A 24389-nucleotide genomic window follows, 5' to 3' on the forward strand; every position below is an offset into this window, starting at 1 on the left:
TGAAAGCATACAAGTACAGATTATACCCAACCGAACAGCAAAAAGAATATTTTGCGAATTGTTTTGGCTGCGCCCGCTTCATCTACAACCAAATGCTCAGCGACAAAATCAACCACTACAAAGAAACAAAACAAATGCTCCACAATACACCGGCGCAATACAAAAAAGAATGTCCGTTTTTGAAAGAAGTGGATAGTCTAGCATTAGCGAATGCCCAACAGAATCTGGAAAGAGCCTATAAAAACTTTTTCCGAGACAAGTCCGTCTGTTTCCCGAAGTTCAAATCCAAACACAAGTCGAAAGCGAGTTATACCACCAACAACCAAGGCGGAAATATCCGCATAGAAGACGGGAAAATCAAACTTCCAAAAACTGGATTCGTGAAGCTGAACCAACACAGAAAGTTTGAAGGAGTCATCAAGTCGTGCACCATTTCTATGAACAAGTCGGGAAAGTATTTCGTCTCTATTCTGGTGAAATCAGAAGACGAAGCAGTGGAAATTACCAAAAGAAAAATCGGGATTGATTTAGGCATTTCCGATTTCGCTATCACTACCAACGATTTAGGCGAGATAGAGAAACACAAAAACCCCAACCATTTATATAAAGCAGAAAAGCAACTCAAGAAAGCCCAGCGTTCGTTGTCCCGCAAACAAAAAGGCGGGAAGAACCGGAGCAAAGCCCGCCTGCAAGTCGCCAAGAAACACGAAAAGATTGCTAATCAGCGGAAGGATTTCTTGCACAAACTAACGAAGAAAATTACAGACGAAAACCAAGTCATCGTAATCGAAACGTTGTCCACCCAGAACCTGATGAAGAACCATAAACTAGCAAAAAGCATCGGCGATGCCGGATGGCATGAATTCGTCCGCCAGTTGGAATACAAAGCGGAACAAAAAGGACGTACAATCATCAAAGCGGACAGGTTCTATCCATCCAGCCAGATTTGTTCTGCCTGTGGACACCGTGACGGCAAGAAACCCCTCCACATACGGGAATGGGAGTGCCCTAATTGCGGGGAGTATCTGGACCGAGACATCAATGCCAGCAAGAACCTTTTGGCGTTAGCCAAGTAAAAGAAAACCTATGAGGCAGGGACTGCCTTTTGAGCCTACCCATATCCGATTCCTCTGTCTGCATGAAACCTGTGCAGACAAGAATGGAGTTCGTAGGAAGCCCCACTTCAAAATCCGGAGGATTTAAGTGGTGGGTAGTTCACTCGTTTGAATCATTCAATTGGTCCAGATCGTCCAGATTGAACTTTTCGAAATCTTCCGGTCTGGTTATCTGAGCCTTTTCTTCTTCAGAGAGCTCCCGGTCGTCAGAAACAGGGTCACGTTTTATAAACTCATTACCACTCTCCGTCGCTTTAGTTTTCAAAAAATGATCAGCCTGATTCTGCTGATCCTGGTGCAAAGTCGGATCGTTTTCCAATATAACCCCTCCTTGAATTCTCACTTTTATTACTAATAGTTTACCATAGAAAAATAAATAACGCTTTCAAGATGCATTATATGATACAATATAGCTAGTATTTTTATAACGACAGCAAACAGCTGCAGGAGGAACGAATCATGGTGTGGATATTACTGGCTTTAATCATTGCACTAGTTATTTACTTATATACTCAGAACTATCTGATCGAAACAACACATTACTCAGTGACAGTACCTAAACTTGATGAACAGATGAAGGGAAAGAGAATCGTTCATTTAACTGATCTGCATCTGACCCCACGTTCAAATAAAAGCTATATCGAAACAATTATTCAGAAAACTGAGGAAGCAGAACCGGATTTCATCGTCCTTACCGGGGACCTCGTACAGGCAGGATTATCCAGTCTGGCTGATACTCCGCTCAGACGCTTTGCCGAACTGTGTACGAATATTGCCCCTACATATGCAGTTACTGGAAATCATGATATTGCAAGTGGGACATTTTCTGAATTCACATCGATTTTGTCAGCAGCAGGTGTTCATCTTCTTCTGGACGAAGCGGAAGTGGTGACTGTCGACGAGGAAGAGAAGCTGGTCATCATGGGACTGGCTGAACGTGAGGATCAGATCAATCTGCCCAAACCGATGCTTAAATCTATCGAACTGACGCCTGAAATGGAGCGACTTCCTAAAGTGCTTCTGGCACACAGACCCGAGCATTTCGAACAGTATATGTACGACCAGACAAAAGCACCCGCTTTAGTCCTGAGTGGGCATACCCATTCAGGGCAAGCCCGAATTCCTTACTTAGGTGGGGTTTATGCACCCGGACAAGGATTTTTCCCGAAATACGACTATGGCATTTTCAGCTCAGAAGAACACAGATCCAGACGACTGATTATTTCAAGAGGTCTAGGGAATTCATCGTTTCCATATAGAATCAACAATCGTCCGGAAATCGTTGTGATCACACTTCAATAGAAGCTATGTCTGACCCACTCGTGGTATACTGATGAGGAACAGAGCACTTAGTTAGAAGGAGTTCGATGATACATGGATAAGTTAAGATTAGGTACGATAGGAACGAGCGGAATCACTGAGCAGTTTATTGAAGCGGCAGTGAAAAGTCAGAAGTATACGTTAGAAGCAGTTTACTCTCGTACTCAGGATAAAGCCGATGATTTCAGGAAAGTTCATGAAGGCAGGAAGGCCTACTCTGATTTTGAAGCATTCTTAAGTGATCCTGAGGTTGATGTGATTTATATTGCATCACCAAACAGTCTGCACTTTGACCAGGCCAAAGCTGTGCTTATGCACAACAAGCATGCCATCGTTGAGAAGCCAGTCGTTACGTCTGCAGAGCAGTGGGATGAACTGACAGATTTGTCCAGAACGCAGAACAAGCTGGTCGTTGAGGCAGCCAGACATATATTTGAACCGAATTTTCTTAAAGTGACAGAGCTGATCAGCAATCAGTCCGATATATACGGGGCTTCATTGACCTACAGCAAGTATTCATCCCGATATGATCAAGTACTCAATGGCGAAGAACCGGCAATTTTTTCACCTAAGTTTGCTGGGGGAGCAGCTAATGATCTGGGAATCTATGTCATCTACGCAGCACTCAAGTGGTTCGGTCAGCCGAAATCGGTCGAAGCATTTGCCCAACCGATCAGAACAGGTGTTGACGGAAAAGGAACAGCTATTTTGAGATATGATGGATTTGATGTCACCTTGAATTATGGAAAAATCAATACGTCAATGCAGCAGTCTGAAGTCTATACTGCGGATGACACGTTAGTCCTGGATGCTATCACCGGCCTGGCTTCAGCTGAAGTGGTCGATGCACGAACTAGAGAAACAAGTTCGATCAAGCTTGACGAGCCGTCTAAGAATCCTCTGATGTGGGAAGCACTGGCTTTTGCAGAAGTGATGTCCGACTATGACAGTGAAAGCAGCAGAACCCGAGGTGACGAGTGGTGGGCGCTGACCAGACAGGTACATGCTGTTCTCGATGAGATAAGAAACTAAGAAACTCTAAACATTATAGCTAAAGCAACTCTGATATGACAGATCCGGGTCAGCCGGAATCACGATTTAATTAAACAGAACAGTGATGAAGACACCTTGAGGCAGGAGAACTTCCTTCAGGGTGTCTTTTCTGACTAGATGCACTTTTATGATGTGGGTAAAGTCTAGTATGGAAAAATAATACTCAAAATATGAAGAATGTAGTTCAACATTAAACCGGCTGATGAACTTTACTATCCAACTATTAAAGTTAAGTTAATTAGTCAAGAAACGACATGAACTGCACTAGTAACACAGAGAGTAAAGTTCGTGGAAGTCATAAGCTTCTGAACTACATTATCAGTTGTCAATAATGCAGTTCAGAAGCGAAAGACTCAGTAAACTAATCCCCTTTCAAAAAGATATATTAGAAGTCACACTCAATCAATCAATCAATCAATCATCCTTTAATGAGGCAGTCAATAAACGAATATCCCTCTTTCAAGAGGGAGAAAGTGGACAAGATTTTTGCAGAGGTGTATGATTGAAGTAAGGAAATATGAAAAATAGACAGGAAAAATTAATAAGAATATTAGGAGGAAACGGAATGGCAAAAAAAGAAATTATGCTGGTATGTGCTGCTGGAATGAGTACAAGCATGCTGGTATCTAAAATGCAGAAATCCGCGGAAGACAGAGGTCTGGAAGTGGAGATTTTTGCTGTGTCTGCAAATGAAGCAGATTCCAAGATGGAAACTCAAGCTATCGACGTCATGATGCTTGGGCCTCAAGTCCGTTACATGAAAGGTAAATTTGAGGAAAAGGCTAATGAACAGGGCATTGCCATTGATGTCATCAACATGCAGGATTACGGCATGATGAATGGAGAAAAAGTCCTTGACCGCGCGCTGGAACTGATGGATTAACGATCCAGAATGACCTGGGAGGGAGCAGTCATGAGTGAAGAAAACAGAGAGTTAATGGAAGTGATCATGGCACTAATCATGCACGGGGGAGATGCCAGAAGCAGTTCGATGGAAGCAATCCATGCCGCCAAGAAGAGTCAGTTTGATCTAGCACAGGAGAAGCTGAAAGGAGCAGATTCATCGATTACTGAAGCCCATCGAGTTCAGACTGATCTGCTGACGCAGGAAGCAGCGGGAAATTCTGTAGAATTGAACCTGCTGATGGTACATGCACAGGATACATTAATGAATGCTATGACTTACCGAGACCTTGCTGAAGAAATGATCGACATGTACCGAAGAATTGAGGAATAAACGTAAATGACAGCACATCTAGTGTGTCAAAGGTCATTTTCGATGAAAGTATTTAGAAGCTGCTGCTTGAGAATAGCTGATATGAAGCCTGTTCTTAAGCACCAGCTTCTTTATTTAATTTTTTTGCTAAAATAGTCATATTGGTGTTGTAAATGGAAACGTTTCAGTGTATAGTTGAAAACGATGAGAGAGTTTTTAAAAAAAACAAGAGAGAGGAGGACGTGCAAGATGAAAACATCAGTAAACCGAAACGATAAAATAAAAACTACTTTTTGCACACAGCTGACTCCCAGTATGGGATGGCTGAACCCTCCTTATTCAATAATAGAATGAATCCCTTGTTTTTTTGCGTGTAATCAACCAGAAAATTATTCGGACAGTCTATTCTCTTAAGGGGATGGACTGTCTATTTTTTTGGAAAGAAAGGAAAGAAAAGATGTTTGACGTACTGGTAAAACTGAAATTTTATTTTAAAGAAAACAAATGGCAATACCTCGGCTCCTTTATCGCTCTGGCCGTCTCCAATATATTTGCTGTCATTATTCCATTTATCATTGGACGATTTATTGATGCGATCGTCACAGGCGAGATGAATGCCGCTGTGCTCAGAACGTATAGCCTTCAGTTCGCAGGCCTGGTCATAATCACCTATGGTCTTGATTTTCTATGGGGATATGGGTTGTTCGCCGGTGCCTATAAATTACAGAAGGAGATGCGCAGTAAACTGATGCGCCATTTCTTAAGAATGCGAGCACCGTATTTTGAAAAATTCCGTACGGGTGACTTAATGGCCCGTGGGACTCAGGATATACGTGCCCTGGCTGATACGGCAGGATACGGCATGCTTGTCCTGATGAGTGCCACAGGCTTCACTGCCACATTGGTGATCATGATGGGACTGACCGTACACTGGGGGCTGACTTTTGCAGCAGTTATTCCGATGCTGCCGATGGCTTATGTCATAAAGGTCAAAGGAGCTCAAGTTGATGAAGCCTATGAAATTGCTCAGAAATCATTCTCTTCTGTCAACGATGACGTACTGGAAATGATCGACGGCATGCGCGTGATTCGTGCCTATGTCAAAGAAGCTGATTTTATAGACAAGTTCAAGGAACAGACAAGCGGACTGCTCAAGAAGAACAACAAAGTATCCGAAATTGCAGCTATATTTGCACCGACTGTCAAGGCTTTTGAAGGACTTAGCATCATGATTGCATTGAGTTATGGGGCAATTCTGGTAGCGCAGGGGACGCTTAGTGTAGGAGATATCGTCGCATTCCAGATGTATCTGGGCATGATGATCTGGCCGATCATTTCGGTATCCGAACTGGTACTCATTCTGCGTCAGGGAAGTGCGTCTATGAGACGTGTCGATGAAATCAGATATGCAACAGATGAACTGAATTTCAAAGGAACGATCGAAGCAGAACAAGTCGATGATTTTGAATTTGACGAGTTCACCTTCAAATACAGTTCAAGCGAAACAATCAATCTGGATAAGATCAGACTGGACTTAAAGAAAGGCAAAACGCTCGGAATCGTCGGAAAGACTGGATCAGGAAAAACGACTCTCATCAGACAACTGCTCAATCAGTTTCCGCTTGGTTCGGGAACGTTCAATATGGGCAGTTCGGCATACTCAGAATATAACGATCCATCATTAAGACGACTGATCGGATATGTGCCACAGGATCACGTCCTGTTCAGCCGATCCGTAAGAGACAACATTGCCTTCGGTAAAAAAGAGGCCACTGACGAGGATATCTTGGTAAGTATCCGCATGGCTTCCTTTGAAGAAGACCTGAAAAATATGAATAGGGGACTGGACACCATGATCGGTGAGAAAGGCGTCTCGATCTCTGGAGGTCAGAAACAGAGAATCTCCATTGCACGTGCGCTGATCAAAGATCCGGACATTCTTATTCTGGACGATTCCTTATCTGCTGTGGATGCCAAGACAGAACAGACCATCATTCATAATATTCAGCAGGTCAGAGCAGGGAAGACGACAATCATTTCTACTCACCGCTTGTCCGCAGTTAAAGAGGCTGATGAAATCATCGTTCTGGACAACGGAGCGATTTTGGAACGTGGCACTCATGATGAGCTGATCGACAAGGGCGGCTGGTACTATGATCAGTTTACAAAACAGGAAATAAAAGAACTCACAGAAAATGAACCTCTGTCATCACCAGATCCATACAAGAGGAGGGATGACTAATGAAGACAGTTAAACGGTTAGTTTCTTATATGAAATATTACAAACTTTACTTTACGATCGGAATCGGACTGGTCGTTTTGTCCATGGTCACCGACTTGGGTGCACCAATCATTGCTCAGCGCATCATTGACCAGGTCATCACCCCTGCAGCTGCAGGGAACGAAGAATTTACAGATGTGCTGGTCCGACTGATTGCTATTTATTTCGGCTTGATGATTTCGACCGTCATCACCCGATACATTTCGGCTATTTATCGTATGCGTGCGGCAAACGGGATCATCAAAATTTTGAGAGACCAGTTGTACACGCGTGTACAGGAACTGCCAATCAATTATTTCGATAATCTACCGGCAGGAAAAATCGTTGCACGTATAACAAACGACACAGAAAGTCTGCGCCAGCAGTTTTACGTCGCAACAGTCGGCCAGATCCTGACCAATGTATTCTACGTCATTGGAGCATTTGCAGCGATTGCTTTCTTCCACACGGGACTGGCACTGACTCTTTTGGTTCTAATTCCTATAATGTTTATATGGAACAAGTATTATACAAAATACGCCAGAGTCTTCCACCGTAAAGAACGTGACCTGAACTCGGACATCAACGGGAAACTGAATGAATCGATTCAGGGCATGCAGATAATCCAGGCTTTCGAGCAGGAAGAACGCATCCAGGAAGAATTCGAAGACATCAATGGGAAGTGGTACGAAGTCATGCGGAAGTACGTGATTCTCGACTCTGCCTTCCAGTGGACATTTGCCGACTTTCTTCGCCGGCTGTCACTATTGCTGCTGATGGTCTACTTCAGTACACAGTACATTAATGGGGTACTAGGGATTTCTGTGGGGATGTTGTATCTCTTTGGAGATTTTGTCAGCCGTCTGTATGAGCCGATCAAAGGAATCATCCAGCAGATGGCCTTCGTTCAGCAGGCGATTGCAGCTGGATACCGGGTATTTGAAATAATGGACATGAAACCAGAAGACAACCCGGAAGCAGCGATGGAAGTGACAGAAGGACGCGTTGCGTTCAATCACGTGACATTTGGTTACACGGAAGAAAAAGATGTTCTGAAAGACATTCACTTTACAGCTGAACCGGGTCAGACAGTCGCACTTGTTGGCCACACCGGATCAGGAAAAAGTTCGATCATGAACCTGCTCTTTAGATTTTATGATCCGCAGATCGGGGAAATTATGATCGATGGCCAGAACACAAAAGAGTTTTCCAGACAATCTGTCCGAGAAGATATGGGCATTGTCCTGCAGGATCCGTTCCTCTTTACTGGGACAATCTACTCGAACATCACGATGGACAATCCTAGAATCTCTAAAGAAACCGCGATTCAGGCACTTCTAGATGTCGGCGGACAGGATCTGCTGGACAAATTTGAAAAAGGGATTGACGAACCGGTTGTCGAAAAGGGGAGTACATTAAGCTCTGGTCAGCGTCAGCTGATTTCCTTTGCCCGTGCCCTTGCCTTCGATCCGAAAATCCTGATTCTCGATGAAGCAACGTCTTCCATCGATACGGAAACGGAAGAAATCATTCAGCATGCGATGAACGTTTTGAAAAAAGGACGGACGACCTTTATCATTGCTCACCGTCTGTCAACGATTCAGCATGCGGATCAGATCCTGGTGCTCGATCAGGGAGTCATTAAAGAACGGGGAACACACGACAGCCTGCTTAACCTGGACGGTGCCTATGCAGAAATGTACGAAATGCAGAAAAAAGGTCAGGCTCTTGCTTCTTAAGAAGTAAGAATAACAAAAGTCACACTCTAACTCAGGTTGACAAAGTAAATGATCGGAATACAAAAAAAGAGTCATCATCTCGACTGAATCAGGAGGATGACTCTTTTTTATGACTTTATAATTAGTAAGGTGAGCGCGAACTGCTTGCCTGATCCTTGAGCAGCTAATTGTGGAAGAAGGTTTCAAACAATGCAACTCCCAAGGCGAAGACAAAACTGGCGACAATAGCTTCTCCGTCAGTCATGGCAGTCAGATAGGCCACAGAAATAACGAAAGCAGCCCCGGCATCGACGAAAGTAGCGACCATATTCCCGCTGTTTTTTAAGATAACCAGACCGCCTAAATGTAAAAAAGTGTGGAGATATAATTGAATGAAATAAATGAAATCTAGGTATAGCACAATAGAACAAAACAGATAGAAGATACTGTTAGAAAGCTTCTAGTTATAGTTCATCAAACAAAAAAGGAATAAGCTGCTGCTAAGTGACCTCTAGCTGTAGTTTATCAAAATAATAAGTATAGACTTGCCGTTAAACCTCTTCTAATAGCAGTTTAGTATAGGAAAAGACACTAAGATGACGCTAGATTGCCGTTAACTACAGTTCACGAAAAAAAATGATACTAAGGTACAGCTAGAAATGATCCTAGCTGTAGATCAGAACGATTAAGACCAAGTAAAGTAGAACGAGAGAAGCATTGGACATAAGCCAAAAAGAATTAATATAGAAACAGGAACTATTTAATAAAAAGAGAACCAAGAAATAAAAAAGCAGAACTGCCTACGCAGTTCCACCACGTATAAAATCCTATAAATAAAGACAGGCATATCGTTTTCCTGCTACTCAGGGAGTTTGTCTTCCAGTTCTGTGACCTTGTTGATCAGCTGATCGATTTTGCTTTCTAATGAACTGATTTTTTCGGCTTCTTTCGACTTGGACCGGTTAAAGTAGGTTGTCAAAGAACTCGTGAGCACACTGATCATAGCCAGTCCGAGAAACATCAGAATGGTAGCAGCAATTCTTCCAGTCAGAGTAACCGGAGAGACTTCACCGTGACCGACAGTAGAAGCTGTAACTATTGCCCACCACACTGATTCCGAAAAAGTGACATTTTCTGATACTGAAAAGACGACCGATCCGAAAAGAATTAGGAGAACACTGGTATATAAGGCATAGATAAGACCATTTGTATGAAGGATCGATTTGATTTCCCGCTGCGACCGGACTTTCAGACTGAACAGACGAGTGAAGCGTGACAGTCGGATGAGATGAGAGAAACGCAGTATCCTGAAGATTCTAGAAAGACGGAACAGTCTGAAAATCGAGACAAACGGAATGATTGACAGCAGATCAAAGACATGATGGACCACAAATTCTTTCTTGTCTTGAGACAGGGTCAGCCGATAAATATAATCGACAGCAAAAATAAAAACGAAACTCAAATCAATTGCAAAGTATGGCTGGTCAGCAATCGAAATAACTGAGACCAGATCGAGGATAATCAGAAAGATGGATGCAATTGACAGAGCCACCATAGTAAAATTATATAGTCTAAACGAGCGCATAATATCCTCCTGTATACAGCCTGACTTAAGGCAAGTAGTTAGTCTAATAGTAGGGTGTTTGCTGTCGGATGTAAAGTCCGTAAATCATTATTCGAATCTAGTATAAAAAAAGGCACTGAACCCAAAAGTCCAGTGCTGCATTCTGATTTATTTTTCTGAAGTATAACGTAGTGCCCGTGTCTGCAAGTCTTTTTCAAATATCTTACGGAAGAATTGAATAAAAGGTCCGATAAAGAAAGCAGTAATAATCGTATTGAATCCTAAAGTAGCACCTAGAAGATAGCCGATAATTGAAAATGAGACATCAAGGATGACACGCGATGTCCGGTAGGTCCATCTGCCATTTGCCTTCTCTGTCAAAATAATTGGGAACGCATCGTAAGGAGCAACGCCTTCTTTTGCCTCAGTGTATAAGGCCACACCACTTGAAATAAATAACAGCCCAAGTAATGAGAAAATGATACGGATAAGCAGGCCTTCAGGTCCTGAGAAGTAAGAATTGTAAAGTGATAGTGTCAGGTCTGAAAAGTTTCCGACGATAAAAATATTTAGAAGTGTTCCAATACCAATGAGTGAACGGTTATCAAAATAAATCAGGATCAGTGCAATTAGACTGGAAATCATGATGAACAAGCCGAAGCCCATATCAAGAAAGCCGCTCGCACCTAAGTTGAATGTAGTGTACGGATCGGTACCCAAATCAGCCAGACGGAAGAACGATACCGCGAAACTGATGAAAAACGTACCGATTAGTGAATAAGTCAATTTTATTTTTTTCATATAAACCCTCTTTTTCCTGAATAATGTCTATTTTTCATCATACGACCTACCAGGATGAAAGTCAATTCTGTGCAGTAAACTCTCATTGAGTTAGTTCCGATTTATGACTGATTTCTCATCTGGGGGAGTAGTTTAATCAAATCTTGAAGGGGATTAAAACAGAGGAAGAAATAAGGGGTCTAGACCGGAACATAATACGGAGATAAAAAAGGATAATAGATTAATTGTACAATAAAAGCAGCCCATGACTGCCTGACTGAAAAAATAGACGACCCTAGAGAGATTCGAACTCCCGACCTACAGTTTAGGAAACTGTTGCTCTATCCTGCTGAGCTATAGGGTCAGATGATAGGTATGTAAAGAAAAACTTGTGGCACAATCATTCCGCCGTACTCTTATACAAGCATTATCATGCGCCTAACTTTCATTATACAACAGTCTGGCTATGCACTCAATACTCTCATTTTCATTTACATAAAGACATTTAAAAGATAGAGCAAGCAGCTGAAGCAACGATTAGCCTGCGAATCTGCTGTCTCAGTTGTCAATATCAGCCCCCTCATATACACTGAAAGCATAAGTGACGGAGCTGATTAATAAAAAGGAGTGAACTTGCATGTCAGAAAAAGAGGTACTGATTGTAGGCGTTGGACCAACAGGACTCGTTCTGGCTATGGAACTGGCTTATTACAATGTCCCGTTCAAACTGGTCGATCAGAAGTCAGGTCCTGGGGAGTCATCAAGAGCCATGCTGACCGTATGAAACCTTTAAAATAAGCATTATGAATAAGATTTGCTAAATGATTATGTAGAGGAACATTTTTTGCGTGTGCATTTTTTCAAGTAAATATGCTATCCTTTAATAAGTAATGAATAGATGAAATGGAGTGGATAAGATGAAAGTATCAACAAAGTGGGAAGGCAATCTGGCCTTCACGATGACTAATCCAGACGGGAACCAGGTCAGAATGGATGCCCGCAAGGAAGCTGGAGGAGACGGAACAGGTGCGTCACCAATGGAGACCGTCCTAGGCGGTCTGGCAGGCTGCATGGGTATCGACATGTACATGATTTTGAAGCCGTATCAGGACAAAATCAGCCGTATGGAAATTGACACTGATGGGGAAAGAAATGACACACCACCTAAGTTCTTCACGGCAATCGAAGTGACCGTCCATGTTGACGGAGACGTACCGGCCAGCCGTGTATGGCGTGCGGTCAAACTAAGTGACGAGAAATACTGTTCAGTAGCTAACTCACTGAAAGCTGACTTAAGTTATAAGGTTATCCTGAACGGTGAAGAAGTTTCTGACGAAAAATAATTTAGACAGGCAGCAGGTGAGACCTGTTCAATAGGAGAGTGACACATGGCTACATTGAACGTAACATTTCAATCTCGCGAATTGATGAGAAAAGTTTCGTTTTCAGCAGTGATTCCATCTTCAACAAAATCCTTGTATGACCCGGAACCGATTGAAGAAACAAGTGGTTCTCTAAAGACTCTGTACCTGCTTCACGGATGGGATGGGAATCACGAAGACTGGATCCAGAATACTCGGATTGTCAAATGGGCGACAGAATACAACATCGCTGTCATCATGCCATCCGGCGAAAACAGTTTTTACTTCGATCATCCGAGCGAAGACAATTACGGAAAATTCATCGGAGAAGAGCTGATTCGAGAAACACGGCGGCTCTTTCCGCTTTCTGAAAAAAGAGAAGACACCTTTATCGGCGGCTTGTCGATGGGAGGCTACGGCGCTTTGAGAAATGGCTATGCTTATCCAAATGTATTCAGTAAAGTCATCGCCTTGTCGAGTCGGATTTTCCAGAAAGATGACCCATTCCACGACTTGTCAGAAGATAATCCGATCAACAGACGTGTCTGGCATCTTCTCGGAAGCAAAAGCTACAGTGCTGTTACAGATGATTTGGACATTTATAAACTGATCGAAGGGTGTACCAACAAACCGGAGCTGTTCATGGCATGCGGAACTGAAGACTTTTTGATCGAAGAGAATCGTGCGCTGCATACATGGCTGAAGGATCAGGGGCTTGATCACGATTACATGGAAGCACCCGGCGAACACAACTGGGACTTCTGGACAAAGTCGATGCAAAAAGCTCTTCCGTGGGCGCTTGAGCTGACTTCAGAACATGACAAAGGATAAGTGGAATGATCAGCTTAGTCGAGGTCAATGAGGCAAACTGGCGTGAAGTAACAGAATTGAAGGTGTCGGACGAACAGACTGTCCATATCGAGTCGAATGCCCAGTCACTGCTCGAAGCTGCTTACGACACAAGTCTGGACTGGCACCCATATGGAATTTATTCGGAAAACAATCTGATCGGCTTTGCAATGATTGGAGCGTACAACTCAGAAGAAAAATATATCTGGCTCGACCGGTTGATGCTGAGCCATGATGTGCAGGGCAAAGGTTTAGGGACAGATGTAATGCGTGTGATCATCGAGTATATCTCTAATAATTGGAACGTATCAGAAATCGTTCTAAGCGTGACTCCAGATAACCACGCCGCAATCGGGTTCTACAAAAAAGTCGGCTTCCAGTGGCTCGACAAGACCGATCCAGCTAACGGTGAACAGCTGATGAGTATGAAAATTTAGAAATTTCGGAGACGAATGCCTTATAAAAGTTAGATATGAGGCATTCGTCTCTTACTTTTATGTCTCAATGCTTCTTAAAGCTCCATTATGAGGCATTCGCGGCTCTCAAACTGATTCCAATGCTTCATAAAAGTAAGATATGAGGCATTGAGCATAGCAGAATAGACGGTACTGATTCCGTTAATGACTGAAAGACATAGAAAACAGCGGAAAGATTGTAGTTATAAGATAAATGCCTAATAAAAGTAGGAAAAGAGGCACACGCCTCTTTTTTTGTTTCCCACTATCTTATATACAGCAGATAAAATGTATTGCAACTAATAAATTGAGTAGACAGTGATCCGTTGCATAAGATATATCTAACTGAATTTAATCATTATTCCACTCTTTTGACAGTATATATAATAGAGGCTATCAAAGGAGAGGGTACTTATCATAATAAAGAAAAGAACTGAACCTATGCAGTTGAAAATATTGAACCAGCTGGCGATTAGAAAGGGGTTGAATCCGGAAGATAATGACTATAGAAATCATTTAATCAAAGGGTTTGAAGGTGAGCAGAAATTTGACAAGCTGCTCGATGAACTAAATGATGAGCATTTGATTATGCAGGATTTAAGTCTGGAGATTAATCGACAGACTTTTCAGATTGATGCCATTGTTATAACTGGAAACAAAATTATGCTATTTGAAATTAAGAATTATCAGGGAGAGTACACATTTCACGAAAATGAACTTAAGAGCTATCCATATGGTAACATCATACTAAACCCACTGAGTCAGCTCAATAGATCCTGCACCTTACTAAGAATGCTCCTGGAAAAAATTGATATCAATAGTCCAATAGAAGGTCAATTAGTATTTATTAATGATTTTTTTGTGCTTTATCGAAACGTGGAGCAAAGAAGTCTTCTATTGCCTCAGCAGATAAGAAAATATATTATCCAAATGAATAAGCAATCGGTACCAGTTCGGGCTGCTCAAAAAGCATGTGCTGATAGATTATTGCGTCTTCACAAAACTGAAGATCGATATATTCAGGTGCCTGAATATACATTTGAAGATTTAAACAAGGGTGTCTATTGTCCGAAGTGCAGTCTGACATTGAGAAAGAAAAATAGGCGAACAGCCTATTGTCCACATTGTGGCTTCTTCGATCTGAATACGCGTATCATATCGAATGAAATCCAGACTTTTAGTCTACTGTTTCCCGATTACAATCTTAAAACGTCGGTCATTTATGACTGGTGTGGGACTTTTTTTACTAAAGATAGTATCCAGAGGACGCTGGCAAAGGAATATATAGGAAAAGGAAGCAGAAAAGGAACGTATTATGTAAAAGAGTAAGGGGGAGAAATACGGATAAAACAGACGAATGCCTTAAATAAGTTAGATATGAGGCATTTGTCCCTTTTTATTACGTCTCAAACCGTCATAAAAGGAGTATATGAGGCATTCATCCTCAGTTTAGCACCACCAATGCCTCATAAATCAATATATGACCCATTGAGCACCCACTTCAATCAAACAAAGCCATAAAAAAGAAAAAACTCACTTGCTAGGCAAGTGAGTTTCAACATCTATTAAATTTACGCCCAGGCACCTTTACGGAATACAGGGACGCGGGTTCCATCTTCACGGATCCCATCAATGTCCATTTCGTTTGATCCGATCATGAAGTCGACGTGTACATCTGAACGGTTCAGGCCAGCTTCTTTCAGTTCTTCTTCAGACATTTCGGTCCCACCTTCAAGGTTGAAGGCATATGCAGAACCTAAAGCCAGGTGGTTCGATGCATTTTCATCAAATAATGTATTGAAGAAAGTGAGTCCTGACTGAGAAATAGGTGACGCGTCCGGTACGAGTGCGACTTCTCCTAAGCGAGCAGCACCTTCGTCTGTCTCAATCAGTTTCTTGATGACCTCTTCGCCTTGATCAGCAGTCACGCTCTCAACTTTTCCGTCTTTAAAGTGGAATGTCATGCCTTCGATAATCGTTCCGGCATAGCTCAATGGTTTAGTTGAAACAACGACACCATCAACCCGGTTTGCATCTGGTGCAGTGAAGACCTCTTCAGTAGGCATGTTAGCCATGAATCGCTCGCCACGGACGTTCAAGCTTCCAGCGCCTTCCCAGCGGTGTCCTTTTGGCAAGCCGACTGTTAAGTCTGTTCCTGGGGCAGTATAATGTAGAGCAACAAATTGCTCTTTATTCAATTCCTCAGCTTTAGATTCCAATGTCTTATCTTTTTCAGCCCACGTAGCAACTGGGTCTTCATCATATAAATGAATAGCCTTGAAGATTGAGTCCCATAAAGCATCAACGCGTTCTTCAGCAGTTTCCAGTTCAGGGAACACTTTTTCAGCCCATTTTTCACCAGATGCAGCAGCAACGACCCAGCTGACTTTGTTTGACTGAGTTGCTTTACGCATAGCAGAAAAGGCACGGCCATTAGCTTTTTGAGCAGCAGCAATCTTGTCACTGTCCAGACCTTTCAATGCATCAGGGTTAGAAGATCGAACACTGATCCTGCTAGCGCCTTTTTCGATATGATCGAGAGACTCATCCACTTTATACTGAGGGACTGTCGACACAACCTCTTCTGGAGCATATTTGAAAGTAGAACGGGTGATTACATCATCTGTCCATTTAACGATGACTTCCTTCGCACCTCTTTTGTAAGCTGCTTCAGTAATGAGTCGTGCTAAAGGGGCCTGGTCAACATCAATACTTAATACAACAGTGTGACCTTCGGATACGTTGACTCCAGTTGAAACGAGCAAGTCAGCATATTTTTTCAGATTATTTTCAAAATTTGGTAAGACCATATTTATTCCTCCTAAAATTTTATTCACCTTAGTAATCTTAGCATAGATGACAGTTTGTCACAATCTAAAAGAAGAGCCATCACAGTCTAATATGATTATTATTAAAATGCCGCTCTTTTATTAGAATAAAATGTATGATTTTGTAACTGGACAGTGAGTAAGGTGAATGTTCTTACAAAGCACCTTTTCGGGTGTGGTTAAATATGTTATGCTATTTTTTAAGAGTTAAGGTTGGCAAGGTATATTGATCAAGAGACACAAGGAGAGAAAGACGATGCCTCGAAAAAGAAGAATCTTAAAGCACCATATACTGGATGCTGCTTTGGAATTAATGCGTGAAGAAGAATTTAACCGATTTACTGCAAGAAAAATTGCAGAATCCTTAAACGCTTCCACGCAGCCAATTTATAAAGAATTTAAGAATATGGATGATTTAAAAGTCAACTTGACTGCTTATGTTCAAGATAAAATGGATGAGTGTATATTCAAGCTGGAAGATGAGCAGCTGCAGATCCGTGATGTGTGTAAAAATTATATACTATTCTCGAAAAATGAAGGCTGTCTCTTCGCTGCATTATTTATGGGAAGAGAAGTTAATGTCACTACATTGCATGCATACATTTTTAATCAGCTTCATCTTGTCCTGGATAGACATGAAAAAGCACAAGGTCGAAGCAGAGAAGATAAAGAGCAGCTTCTAGATATTCTCTGGCCGGCAGTCCATGGCTTTGCCATACTAACTGCACAAGGCAAATACGAAATGCCGGACGAAGAGTTGATTGAGAAAGTCAATGATATCGTGGACCACTCTATTGAAGTATGGAGCAAAAGTCTGACTGAGCAAGCAAACTAAAAAACCATCAGCTGCAATAGATTTTTTGAATCTGCTGCAGCTGATGGTTTTTTTATATAAGTCAGAATTAAAATTCGATTGTATCTGGGTCGGTCGCTTCTCCGGCACGTCCTTTAAGGCCGTCTATGACTGCCATATCTTCAGGACTGATTTCAAAGTCGAATATATCCGCATTTTCCCAAACGCGTTCTTTCGTCACTGTCTTAGGAAGAGGGAGAAAGCCATGCTGAAGGCTCCATTTCAGAACAAGCTGAGCAATTGATTTATCATATTTTTCAGCCAGTTCTTTCAGTTCTTCAACATCAAAAATTTTACCTGTCCCAAGTGGACTGTAAGCTTCTGATACGATGCCATGTTCCTTGTTGTATTTGACAACTTCAGGCTGCATATCACTCGGGTTAAGTAAAATTTGATTGACAGCGGGTTTTATTTTTGCTGTTTCAAGCAGTGGGTCAAGGTGGTGAGGTTTGAAGTTGGACACACCAAGCGTCTTGATTTTACCAGCCTCGACTGCCTCTTCCATCGCTTTCCAGCTGCCAGCATTGTCTTCCTTCCAGTTATCACGCGAATAGATAGGGTTTGGCCAATGAATCAGGTAGAGATCGATATAGTCCGTATCGAGTCTGCTTAGAGAATTTTCAATGGCTTCTTTTGTTTTCTCATAGCCATGCATACGGTTCCAAAGTTTTGTTGCTAGGAAAATTTCTTCTCTCGGTACACCACTTTCTTTAATCGCTTCGCCAACTGCTTCTTCGTTCTTATAGGCAGCTGCTGTATCTATGTGACGGTAGCCTGCTTCAAGTGCCCATAAGACGGACTGCTTGGCCTCTTCATCACTGGCCTGCCAGGTCCCGAATCCCATAACAGGTATCTTCAGCCCGTTATTCATTTCATACGTATCAGTTAATGCCATGTCCATTCCTACTTTCTTAATAATTAGTACCTATTGAAAAGTATACATAAACATAGAATAGAGTGCCAATGAAATCGCTTTTGTAAAAGAATGTAAAAAAACTCCATCCGTCAAGATTAGTCACTTATCAAAAAAGTGATAAATCCTGGGACAGAGCATAAGGTTAAAGATTGTTGTAAGCATCAAGCAGTTTCTGTGCAAAAGCTTTAAGGTTTTCGCTATCTTCTTCTTCAGGATTCAGATTGACTTTAACATTCTCCGCACCTTTTAAAGCACCAGTTTTTTCAAACTGTTCATCAAAATCATCTACTGATTTGCAGTATTTTTCATAAAACGTATCACCTGATCCAAATGATCCAAAAATTTTACCAGTTAAATCGACTTCTTCTAGTTCTTCATAAAAGTCCACAATTTCATCCGGCAGATCTGCATCCGTTCCGTAGGTGTATGTACCAACTACTGCAATGTCAGCATCTGTAAAGTCTTCAGGATCCGCAAAGACGCTTTCTACGACTTCTACTTCAGCTCCCAGTTCCTGAAAAGCCTCTTCCAGTATTTCCGCACACTCTTCAGTATTACCAGTCAGACTGGCATATACGATCATCACTTTGGGCATGACCATCATCCTTTCTACGTGGTTACCCTGCAACCTATTTCTAAAAAAGCATACCATGAAATCGAGAGAGTTTCAATAATTCATTAATTCACAAAGTGCAAGGTATTTTACAGTCAATGACCCGGCACTAAAGTACCGGGCTTGTAACTCTAAGCGCAATAGTACAAAACGCTTGATTCCAAGCTCCTATTTTAGGTTACTTCTCGTAAAGGACTACCCTTTACCCGCAGATTGACTTCTACGGCAATACACAGAATATATCATGTGTACCTTAATTTATTTCGACTTTCGTATAGCAGGGACGTTTGGTTCCGGATATCCACTCTGTTCCTAATTGCTGAATATTTATGGCAGCTACTCGGTCATCGTTTGATTTATAGGCACAATTTTTACAAAAGAAAGCATGTTCCCTGCTCAAGCGATTTTCCTTGTCTATAGTCCCGCATTTTGGACAGCGCTGGCTCGTATAGTGGGCATCCACTTTCAAGACTTCCGATTGATTCATTCGGGACTTGTAAGCTAAGTGTTGCTCAAACTGATAGAAAGCCCAACTGACTGCTTCATATCGACTGTCCTTGTGGTGTTTTTCCGTCGCAAATCGAACATCGGTTAAATCTTCTAAAACGAAAAGGGTGTTCGGTCCATAGTAATCAACGAGTGCCTTCGATAATCGATGATTCACATCGGTCATCCAACGGTTCTCTCGTTGACCTATTTTTCGAATTCTTCGTTTAGCGGATTTGGTGTTCTTTTTCTGCAATGACTGTCGAAGCTTCTTGAAGTGGCGACGCTTGGCTAATATTTCTTTTCCATTTATAAAATGACTGTTTCCTTTTTCGTCGAAAGTAGTTGCCAAGGAGCGCAAGCCTCTGTCGATGCCGACGACATGCTGAACCTTTTCTTTTTGGAACTCAGGGTATTCTTTGGTGGCAGAAATATAAAGGAACCATCTGCCGTTCTTGGTGATTAGTTTCGCTTCTCCCAATTTATGTCCTTCAAGAAAATGTTCACGATTTTTAAAAGTAATATCAACTTTTTCACGCTTATTGTTTGTATTGATGGAGACTTGACCTGTTTTCAAGAAACTATAATCACGGTCGCGAGTCAAAGTAAGCTGAGGCGTCTTAAAATTCAATGGGTACCACAAGTGCTCTAATTGACCACCCTTACTTTTGAGTTGCGTTTCGACTGCCTTGTAGCGTGCAATAACATCACGAATCGCATTTTGCGTAAGTTGGGATTTTAGACTAAACGTCTCACGAACTGTATGATAGATTTCTTTGTGAATACTAAATTGCTTTAAGTTAAAGTTGTGGTTAAAAATCCATTCGGAAACAAAATTCAAAGCTCTGGTATACGTATTCATCGTATCTTTAAAAGTTTGAACTTGTTTTTCATCCGGAAAGATTTGTTGTTTAGCTGTAAGTGTAATATCCATATCCCAAAACCTCCTTTCACTAAATACATTATATCATAATTAATAGTGAAAGGTTAACAGAAAGGACTTCTATAGTGAAAAAATCTAAAGAATTGAGTTCCACAAACCCACCAATTCCTCTCGGCACTAAAGTACCGAGTTTCCTTGGTGGTGAAACTATATGAATCCGTTATACTGAAAGAGAATACACATTAAACAAGGAGTGAGAAAATGGAACATCAAACACTGGATGCATTTCCGGATGATTTTCTCTGGGGATCAGCTTCAGCTGCCTATCAGGTAGAAGGAGCAGCGAAAGAAGACGGCAAAGGGGAGTCGGTATGGGACCGGTTCGTGCAGATTCCTGGCAAGACTTTTAAAGGAACCACTGGTGATGTGGCTGTAGACCATTATCACAGATATAAAGAAGATGTGGCCCTTATGGCTGAGCAGGGACTCAAGGCTTATCGTTTTTCTTTAGCGTGGAGCCGGATCATACCGGACGGCGATGGTGAAGTGAATGAAAAAGGACTTGAGTTTTACGATAAACTGATCGATGAACTGCTGGCTCATGGCATCGAACCTGTTCTGACACTGTATCACTGGGATATCCCTCAAGCACTTCAGGATAAGTACGGCGGCTGGGAAAGCAGGCAGGTCATCGAAGACTTTACGCGTTATGCGGACATTCTGTTCCAGCGCTACAACAACAAAGTCAAATATTGGGTCAGTCTGAATGAGCAGAACATTTTTATTATGCTAGGTTACCGCATGGCCGCGCATCCACCTAACGTAGTAGACGAGAAACGGATGTACCAGGCCAATCATATTGCCAACCTTGCCAACGCATCTGTTATCAGACGCTTCAGAGAACTTGATATAAACGGACAGATCGGGCCAAGCTTTGCGTATGGACCGACATATGCGCTCGACAGTCATCCATTGAACCAGCTGGCAGCTGAAAACAATGAAGCGTTCAATGCTCACTGGTGGATGGATGTATATGTTTTCGGAGAGTACCCAAAGGTTGTCTGGAAGTATCTGGAGAGAAAAGGGTTGGCACCTGCAATTGAAGAAGGGGACATGGCTCTTCTTAAATCAGCGAATCCTGACTTCATGGGACTGAACTATTATCAGACCGCAACCGTCGAACATAATCCGATTGACGGTGTGTCAGCCGGTAAGATGAATACTTCAGGTAAAAAAGGAAGCAGCGAGGCAAGTGGACTGCCTGGCGTATTTAAATCTGCAGATAATCCTTACGTCGAACAGACAGACTGGGACTGGGATATCGATCCTGTGGGCTTGAGAATCGCTTTGAGACGAATCGAAAGCCGCTACAACCTGCCTATTCTGATTACTGAAAACGGACTGGGTGCTTATGACAAACTAGAAGAAGACGGATCAATCCATGATGATTACCGTATCGATTTCCTTAGAAAACATGTTAAGGCGGTTCAGGAAGCCATCACTGACGGTGTCAACGTTCTTGGTTACTGCACATGGAGCTATACTGACCTTCTGAGCTGGTTGAACGGCTATCAGAAGCGGTATGGTTTTGTCTATGTCGATAGAGAAGAGCTGGATGAAAAGGAACTGAAACGATATAAAAAAGACAGTTATTTCTGGTATAAGAAAGTGATCGAAACCAATGGAAAAGAACTGTAAATAAAGAATTGAAGTTATAAGCAGTCTTGATTGTCTTAGATGCCTACAGTAGAGCCTATTACTGAGCCTGATCGATCAAGGCTGTTTTTTCGACTATTTTCTTACATTCAAGTACACTGATAGGAGCACATACTTATTATAAAAAGCCTGTTGAAAAGGAGTCGAGTCTAGTGACAAAAGCAGTTGTGATCGTCAACCCAACCTCCGGTAAGGAAGAGGGCGAAGAATACGGTCCAGAAGTCAAAAGAGAGCTGGAGAAGTTATATAGTGAAGTAGAATTGAGATGGACAGAAGGAGAAGGGGATGCGACTCATTTTGCCAGAGAAGCCTGCCGTGAAGAAGTAGACGCTATTTATGCTTTAGGTGGAGACGGGACTGTAAACGAGTGTATCAATGGAATTGCACCTGAAGACTACCGTCCACCTTTCGGCTTCATACCTCTTGGCACGGTCAACGATTTAGGAAGAGTGCTCGATATTCCTATGAATCCAAAAAAGCGGTAGAAAAGCTGACAGAGCGGACAAAACGGGTGATCGATGTCGGGAAGATCAATGATCAGTACTTTGTTGATATCGTTGCTATCGGGTCCATCCCGGATGCTGTACATGAAGTGCCGATCGAGAAGAAGACTAAACTAGGTCCGCTGGCTTATGTTATTGAAGGTGTCAAGGCAATCAATGAAAAAGAAGTGTACCCATTTAAGTTTGATGTGGACGGTGAAAAGCTAAATGAAGATTCATTTCTCGTATTAGTTGCACTCACCAACTCGGTAGCTGGGATTACAACCATGATACCAGAAGCTAGTGTTGATGATGGGTACCTTCATCTAGTCGTTGTGAGAGGAGATACGATTGCTGAAAAAATCAATCTGGTGCCAAAGATTTTTACAGGAAATGTCACGGACGACGAGAATGTTCTTTACAGAAAATTTTCTAAAGGATCGATCAGTCTGAAAGAAGGGTATGAGAAGGAAATAGTTACTAATGTAGATGGAGATGAGGGCGATTCGCTACCAATTGACCTGGAAGTGAAAAAACACCACATGACCGTTTTCGTTCCAGACACAGACAATAATCAGTAAATGCTGGATTTTACAGTCGAGAAAAAATAGTATAAAAATAGTCACACTTTCTTCCCGGATTGAATACGCTTTTTGCCTATGCTAAAATAGTAAGAGCAATAAATGCAGAGAGTAAAGAGGACGATAAACATATGGCAAAGACTAAAGTAAAAGAAATACTTCAATCCGAAGAGTCAAATAAAGAAAAATTCAGCTACCTCTGGGGCTATTACAAGTGGCATGTGATTCTTAGCCTGTTTGCACTCCTTGTGAGCGGATACCTCCTGGTTGACTGGATCAATCGTCCGATCACCTATTTTCACCTGACTGTTCTGGCACCTGAAGTAGATTTTGATGAAGAAGAACCACTGTCTCAGGAATTGAATCGTCTGCTGGAACCTGAAGGAGCAAACGAAACAGCTTATGCTTCATTTACTCCTCATGGTCAGATGGCTGAACGATTTACAGCACAATTCACAGCTGGGGAGTATGATGTCATTTTAATGGACGACTTTTCATTCGAAGAGTACTCTGAATACGACACCATGCAGGAATTCCGTCTATCAGGACTGGACGACGAAGACTATTATCAGCCGGACCATTATGACAACCCGGTCGGTGTAGACTCAAGTGTCATCCCATTGCTAAAGGAGTACCGGACAACAGATGACCTGATTCTGGTCATCCCAGGGAACACAACCAGACGAGAAGCCATCGTGGAATTTTTCGCGACTCAAGGTTTCGAGTTCGAATTTATCGACTAAGAAGGATAGTATTATTTGACACTCCCACAGCTAAAGCAGTGGGATTCTTAAGTGCTTTGTCGAACGCAGGCCATTTCTGTTTTGTTCAAGCCTTAAGTTTAAGGGTGTGCCATCACCCCTCCCATGGCAGAGCCTATAGCTCCATGGGCACTCATACTGTGACCATATGAGTTAGGTTGTTTGGGCGATATTCAGAGCTCCCACTCTATCCCGATGCCCCCGGTAGCCGCACCCGCACTGATACGTTCGGTCAGTTACTTTATTTCTGGCCTTACATGTCGGGCAAGTCTGAGAGGTATACTCTGGATTGACCTTTTTAACAACGATACCGATTTCTCTTGCTTTATATTCAATGAAGTCAGTCAGTTGAGCGAATGTCCAGTTATGCAGAATCGCTGTGTGTTTTCCTCTTTGTCTTGAGGTCCGGCGAATGCCGGAAAGATTCTCCAGATGGATGGTGCCACAGTTCATGTCTCTCGCAAACCGTACTATGTGTCTGGCAATCTTATGATTAATATCCTGCATGATTCTCGCTTCTTTATCATTGAGTGTCCGAATAGCGTTCAGTTTCTTTTTCTTCCCTAACTCCCGTCTGAG

General features: G+C 42.2%; 26 protein-coding genes and 1 tRNA gene. 17 read left to right on the forward strand and 10 right to left on the reverse strand.

Annotated elements, in window-relative coordinates; genetic code table 11:
* The coding region (tnpB, locus tag ACYQ4S_RS05575; RefSeq protein ID WP_459769924.1) for an IS200/IS605 family element RNA-guided endonuclease TnpB at positions 1-1076 on the forward strand (1076 nt) is incomplete at its 5' end.
* A gap of 139 nt (positions 1077-1215) precedes the next feature.
* On the opposite strand, the gene ACYQ4S_RS05580 is transcribed toward tnpB, so the two are convergent.
* Entirely contained in the window at positions 1216-1434 is a 219-nt protein-coding gene (locus ACYQ4S_RS05580) for a hypothetical protein (protein ID WP_346024417.1), read from the reverse strand.
* A 140-nt stretch (positions 1435-1574) separates the two neighbouring features.
* Here ACYQ4S_RS05580 and ACYQ4S_RS05585 point away from each other — a divergent pair, with 140 nt between their 5' ends.
* The 6 genes from ACYQ4S_RS05585 (at position 1575) to ACYQ4S_RS05610 (ending at position 8703) form a co-directional block, all read left to right on the forward strand.
* On the forward strand, positions 1575-2417 hold the full coding sequence (locus ACYQ4S_RS05585) for a metallophosphoesterase (RefSeq protein WP_459769926.1): 843 nt from the start codon (positions 1575-1577) through the stop codon (positions 2415-2417).
* 72 nt (positions 2418-2489) lie between these two features.
* Entirely contained in the window at positions 2490-3467 is a 978-nt protein-coding gene (locus tag ACYQ4S_RS05590; RefSeq protein ID WP_346024415.1) for a Gfo/Idh/MocA family protein, read from the forward strand.
* A gap of 586 nt (positions 3468-4053) precedes the next feature.
* Positions 4054-4371 carry a PTS sugar transporter subunit IIB gene (locus ACYQ4S_RS05595; protein ID WP_091267704.1) on the forward strand — a complete coding sequence of 106 codons (318 nt, stop codon included), beginning with the start codon at positions 4054-4056 and terminating at the stop codon, positions 4369-4371.
* Between the two features lie 30 nt (positions 4372-4401).
* Complete coding sequence (locus tag ACYQ4S_RS05600; protein WP_459769928.1) at positions 4402-4725, forward strand: PTS lactose/cellobiose transporter subunit IIA; 324 nt, start codon at positions 4402-4404, stop codon at positions 4723-4725.
* Between the two features lie 436 nt (positions 4726-5161).
* Positions 5162-6946 carry an ABC transporter ATP-binding protein gene (locus ACYQ4S_RS05605; protein WP_459769929.1) on the forward strand — a complete coding sequence of 595 codons (1785 nt, stop codon included), beginning with the start codon at positions 5162-5164 and terminating at the stop codon, positions 6944-6946.
* On the forward strand, positions 6946-8703 hold the full coding sequence (locus tag ACYQ4S_RS05610) for an ABC transporter ATP-binding protein (protein ID WP_459769931.1): 1758 nt from the start codon (positions 6946-6948) through the stop codon (positions 8701-8703). The genes ACYQ4S_RS05605 and ACYQ4S_RS05610 overlap by 1 nt, the downstream gene beginning before the upstream one ends.
* A 163-nt stretch (positions 8704-8866) precedes the next feature.
* Here the strand turns inward: ACYQ4S_RS05610 and ACYQ4S_RS05615 are convergent, their stop codons facing one another.
* The 4 genes from ACYQ4S_RS05615 to ACYQ4S_RS05630 all read right to left on the reverse strand — a co-directional run bounded on the left by ACYQ4S_RS05615 (position 8867) and on the right by ACYQ4S_RS05630 (position 11390).
* The gene (locus tag ACYQ4S_RS05615; protein ID WP_459769953.1) at positions 8867-9127 is read right to left on the reverse strand and encodes a DUF2512 family protein; all 261 of its coding nucleotides are present in this window, start codon (positions 9125-9127) and stop codon (positions 8867-8869) included.
* Between the two features lie 414 nt (positions 9128-9541).
* A complete protein-coding gene (locus ACYQ4S_RS05620; protein ID WP_459769933.1) occupies positions 9542-10267 on the reverse strand; it encodes a potassium channel family protein in 726 nt (241 codons plus the stop codon).
* Between the two features lie 147 nt (positions 10268-10414).
* Positions 10415-11047, reverse strand: coding sequence for a YczE/YyaS/YitT family protein (locus ACYQ4S_RS05625; RefSeq protein ID WP_346025592.1), 633 nt, complete (start codon positions 11045-11047; stop codon positions 10415-10417).
* Positions 11048-11316: 269 nt separating this feature from the next.
* Positions 11317-11390: transfer RNA gene (locus ACYQ4S_RS05630), tRNA-Arg, on the reverse strand.
* 273 nt (positions 11391-11663) lie between these two features.
* Between ACYQ4S_RS05630 and ACYQ4S_RS05635 the strand changes: the two genes are divergently transcribed.
* The 5 genes from ACYQ4S_RS05635 to ACYQ4S_RS05655 all read left to right on the forward strand — a co-directional run bounded on the left by ACYQ4S_RS05635 (position 11664) and on the right by ACYQ4S_RS05655 (position 15020).
* Positions 11664-11810: an FAD-dependent monooxygenase gene (locus ACYQ4S_RS05635; RefSeq protein WP_459769935.1), complete on the forward strand. Its 147-nt coding sequence runs from the start codon at positions 11664-11666 to the stop codon at positions 11808-11810.
* 133 nt (positions 11811-11943) lie between these two features.
* The gene (locus ACYQ4S_RS05640; protein WP_346025084.1) at positions 11944-12369 is read left to right on the forward strand and encodes an OsmC family protein; all 426 of its coding nucleotides are present in this window, start codon (positions 11944-11946) and stop codon (positions 12367-12369) included.
* 45 nt (positions 12370-12414) lie between these two features.
* Positions 12415-13218, forward strand: coding sequence for an alpha/beta hydrolase (locus tag ACYQ4S_RS05645; protein ID WP_459769937.1), 804 nt, complete (start codon positions 12415-12417; stop codon positions 13216-13218).
* Between the two features lie 5 nt (positions 13219-13223).
* Positions 13224-13673 (forward strand): GNAT family N-acetyltransferase, encoded by a 450-nt coding sequence (locus ACYQ4S_RS05650; protein WP_346025082.1) that lies wholly within the window; start codon positions 13224-13226, stop codon positions 13671-13673.
* Positions 13674-14132: 459 nt separating this feature from the next.
* On the forward strand, positions 14133-15020 hold the full coding sequence (locus tag ACYQ4S_RS05655; protein ID WP_459769940.1) for an NERD domain-containing protein: 888 nt from the start codon (positions 14133-14135) through the stop codon (positions 15018-15020).
* 242 nt (positions 15021-15262) lie between these two features.
* Here the strand turns inward: ACYQ4S_RS05655 and ACYQ4S_RS05660 are convergent, their stop codons facing one another.
* Positions 15263-16501, reverse strand: coding sequence for an aminopeptidase (locus tag ACYQ4S_RS05660; protein ID WP_459769942.1), 1239 nt, complete (start codon positions 16499-16501; stop codon positions 15263-15265).
* A 274-nt stretch (positions 16502-16775) separates the two neighbouring features.
* On the opposite strand from ACYQ4S_RS05660, the gene ACYQ4S_RS05665 reads away from it, so the two are divergent.
* The gene (locus ACYQ4S_RS05665) at positions 16776-17354 is read left to right on the forward strand and encodes a TetR/AcrR family transcriptional regulator (RefSeq protein WP_346025079.1); all 579 of its coding nucleotides are present in this window, start codon (positions 16776-16778) and stop codon (positions 17352-17354) included.
* 67 nt (positions 17355-17421) lie between these two features.
* Here ACYQ4S_RS05665 and ACYQ4S_RS05670 read toward each other — a convergent pair whose 3' ends face one another.
* The 3 genes from ACYQ4S_RS05670 to ACYQ4S_RS05680 form a co-directional block, all read right to left on the reverse strand.
* Positions 17422-18267 carry an aldo/keto reductase gene (locus tag ACYQ4S_RS05670; protein ID WP_346025078.1) on the reverse strand — a complete coding sequence of 282 codons (846 nt, stop codon included), beginning with the start codon at positions 18265-18267 and terminating at the stop codon, positions 17422-17424.
* 163 nt (positions 18268-18430) lie between these two features.
* Positions 18431-18883 carry a flavodoxin gene (locus ACYQ4S_RS05675; protein WP_346025077.1) on the reverse strand — a complete coding sequence of 151 codons (453 nt, stop codon included), beginning with the start codon at positions 18881-18883 and terminating at the stop codon, positions 18431-18433.
* Between the two features lie 271 nt (positions 18884-19154).
* The gene (locus tag ACYQ4S_RS05680; protein ID WP_459769944.1) at positions 19155-20321 is read right to left on the reverse strand and encodes an RNA-guided endonuclease InsQ/TnpB family protein; all 1167 of its coding nucleotides are present in this window, start codon (positions 20319-20321) and stop codon (positions 19155-19157) included.
* Positions 20322-20531: 210 nt separating this feature from the next.
* Here ACYQ4S_RS05680 and ACYQ4S_RS05685 point away from each other — a divergent pair, with 210 nt between their 5' ends.
* The 4 genes from ACYQ4S_RS05685 (at position 20532) to ACYQ4S_RS05700 (ending at position 23792) form a co-directional block, all read left to right on the forward strand.
* Positions 20532-21968 carry a glycoside hydrolase family 1 protein gene (locus ACYQ4S_RS05685; RefSeq protein ID WP_459769946.1) on the forward strand — a complete coding sequence of 479 codons (1437 nt, stop codon included), beginning with the start codon at positions 20532-20534 and terminating at the stop codon, positions 21966-21968.
* Between the two features lie 170 nt (positions 21969-22138).
* Complete coding sequence (locus ACYQ4S_RS05690; protein ID WP_459769947.1) at positions 22139-22471, forward strand: acylglycerol kinase family protein; 333 nt, start codon at positions 22139-22141, stop codon at positions 22469-22471.
* A 26-nt stretch (positions 22472-22497) separates the two neighbouring features.
* On the forward strand, positions 22498-23049 hold the full coding sequence (locus tag ACYQ4S_RS05695) for a diacylglycerol/lipid kinase family protein (RefSeq protein WP_459769949.1): 552 nt from the start codon (positions 22498-22500) through the stop codon (positions 23047-23049).
* A 131-nt stretch (positions 23050-23180) separates the two neighbouring features.
* Positions 23181-23792 (forward strand): hypothetical protein, encoded by a 612-nt coding sequence (locus ACYQ4S_RS05700; protein ID WP_346025074.1) that lies wholly within the window; start codon positions 23181-23183, stop codon positions 23790-23792.
* Between the two features lie 171 nt (positions 23793-23963).
* Here the strand turns inward: ACYQ4S_RS05700 and ACYQ4S_RS05705 are convergent.
* Positions 23964-24389, reverse strand: a 426-nt coding sequence (locus tag ACYQ4S_RS05705; protein ID WP_459769951.1) for an RNA-guided endonuclease TnpB family protein, incomplete at its 5' end; no start/stop codon positions are given.

The sequence above is a fragment of the Alkalibacterium sp. s-m-28 genome, assembly GCF_054658175.1.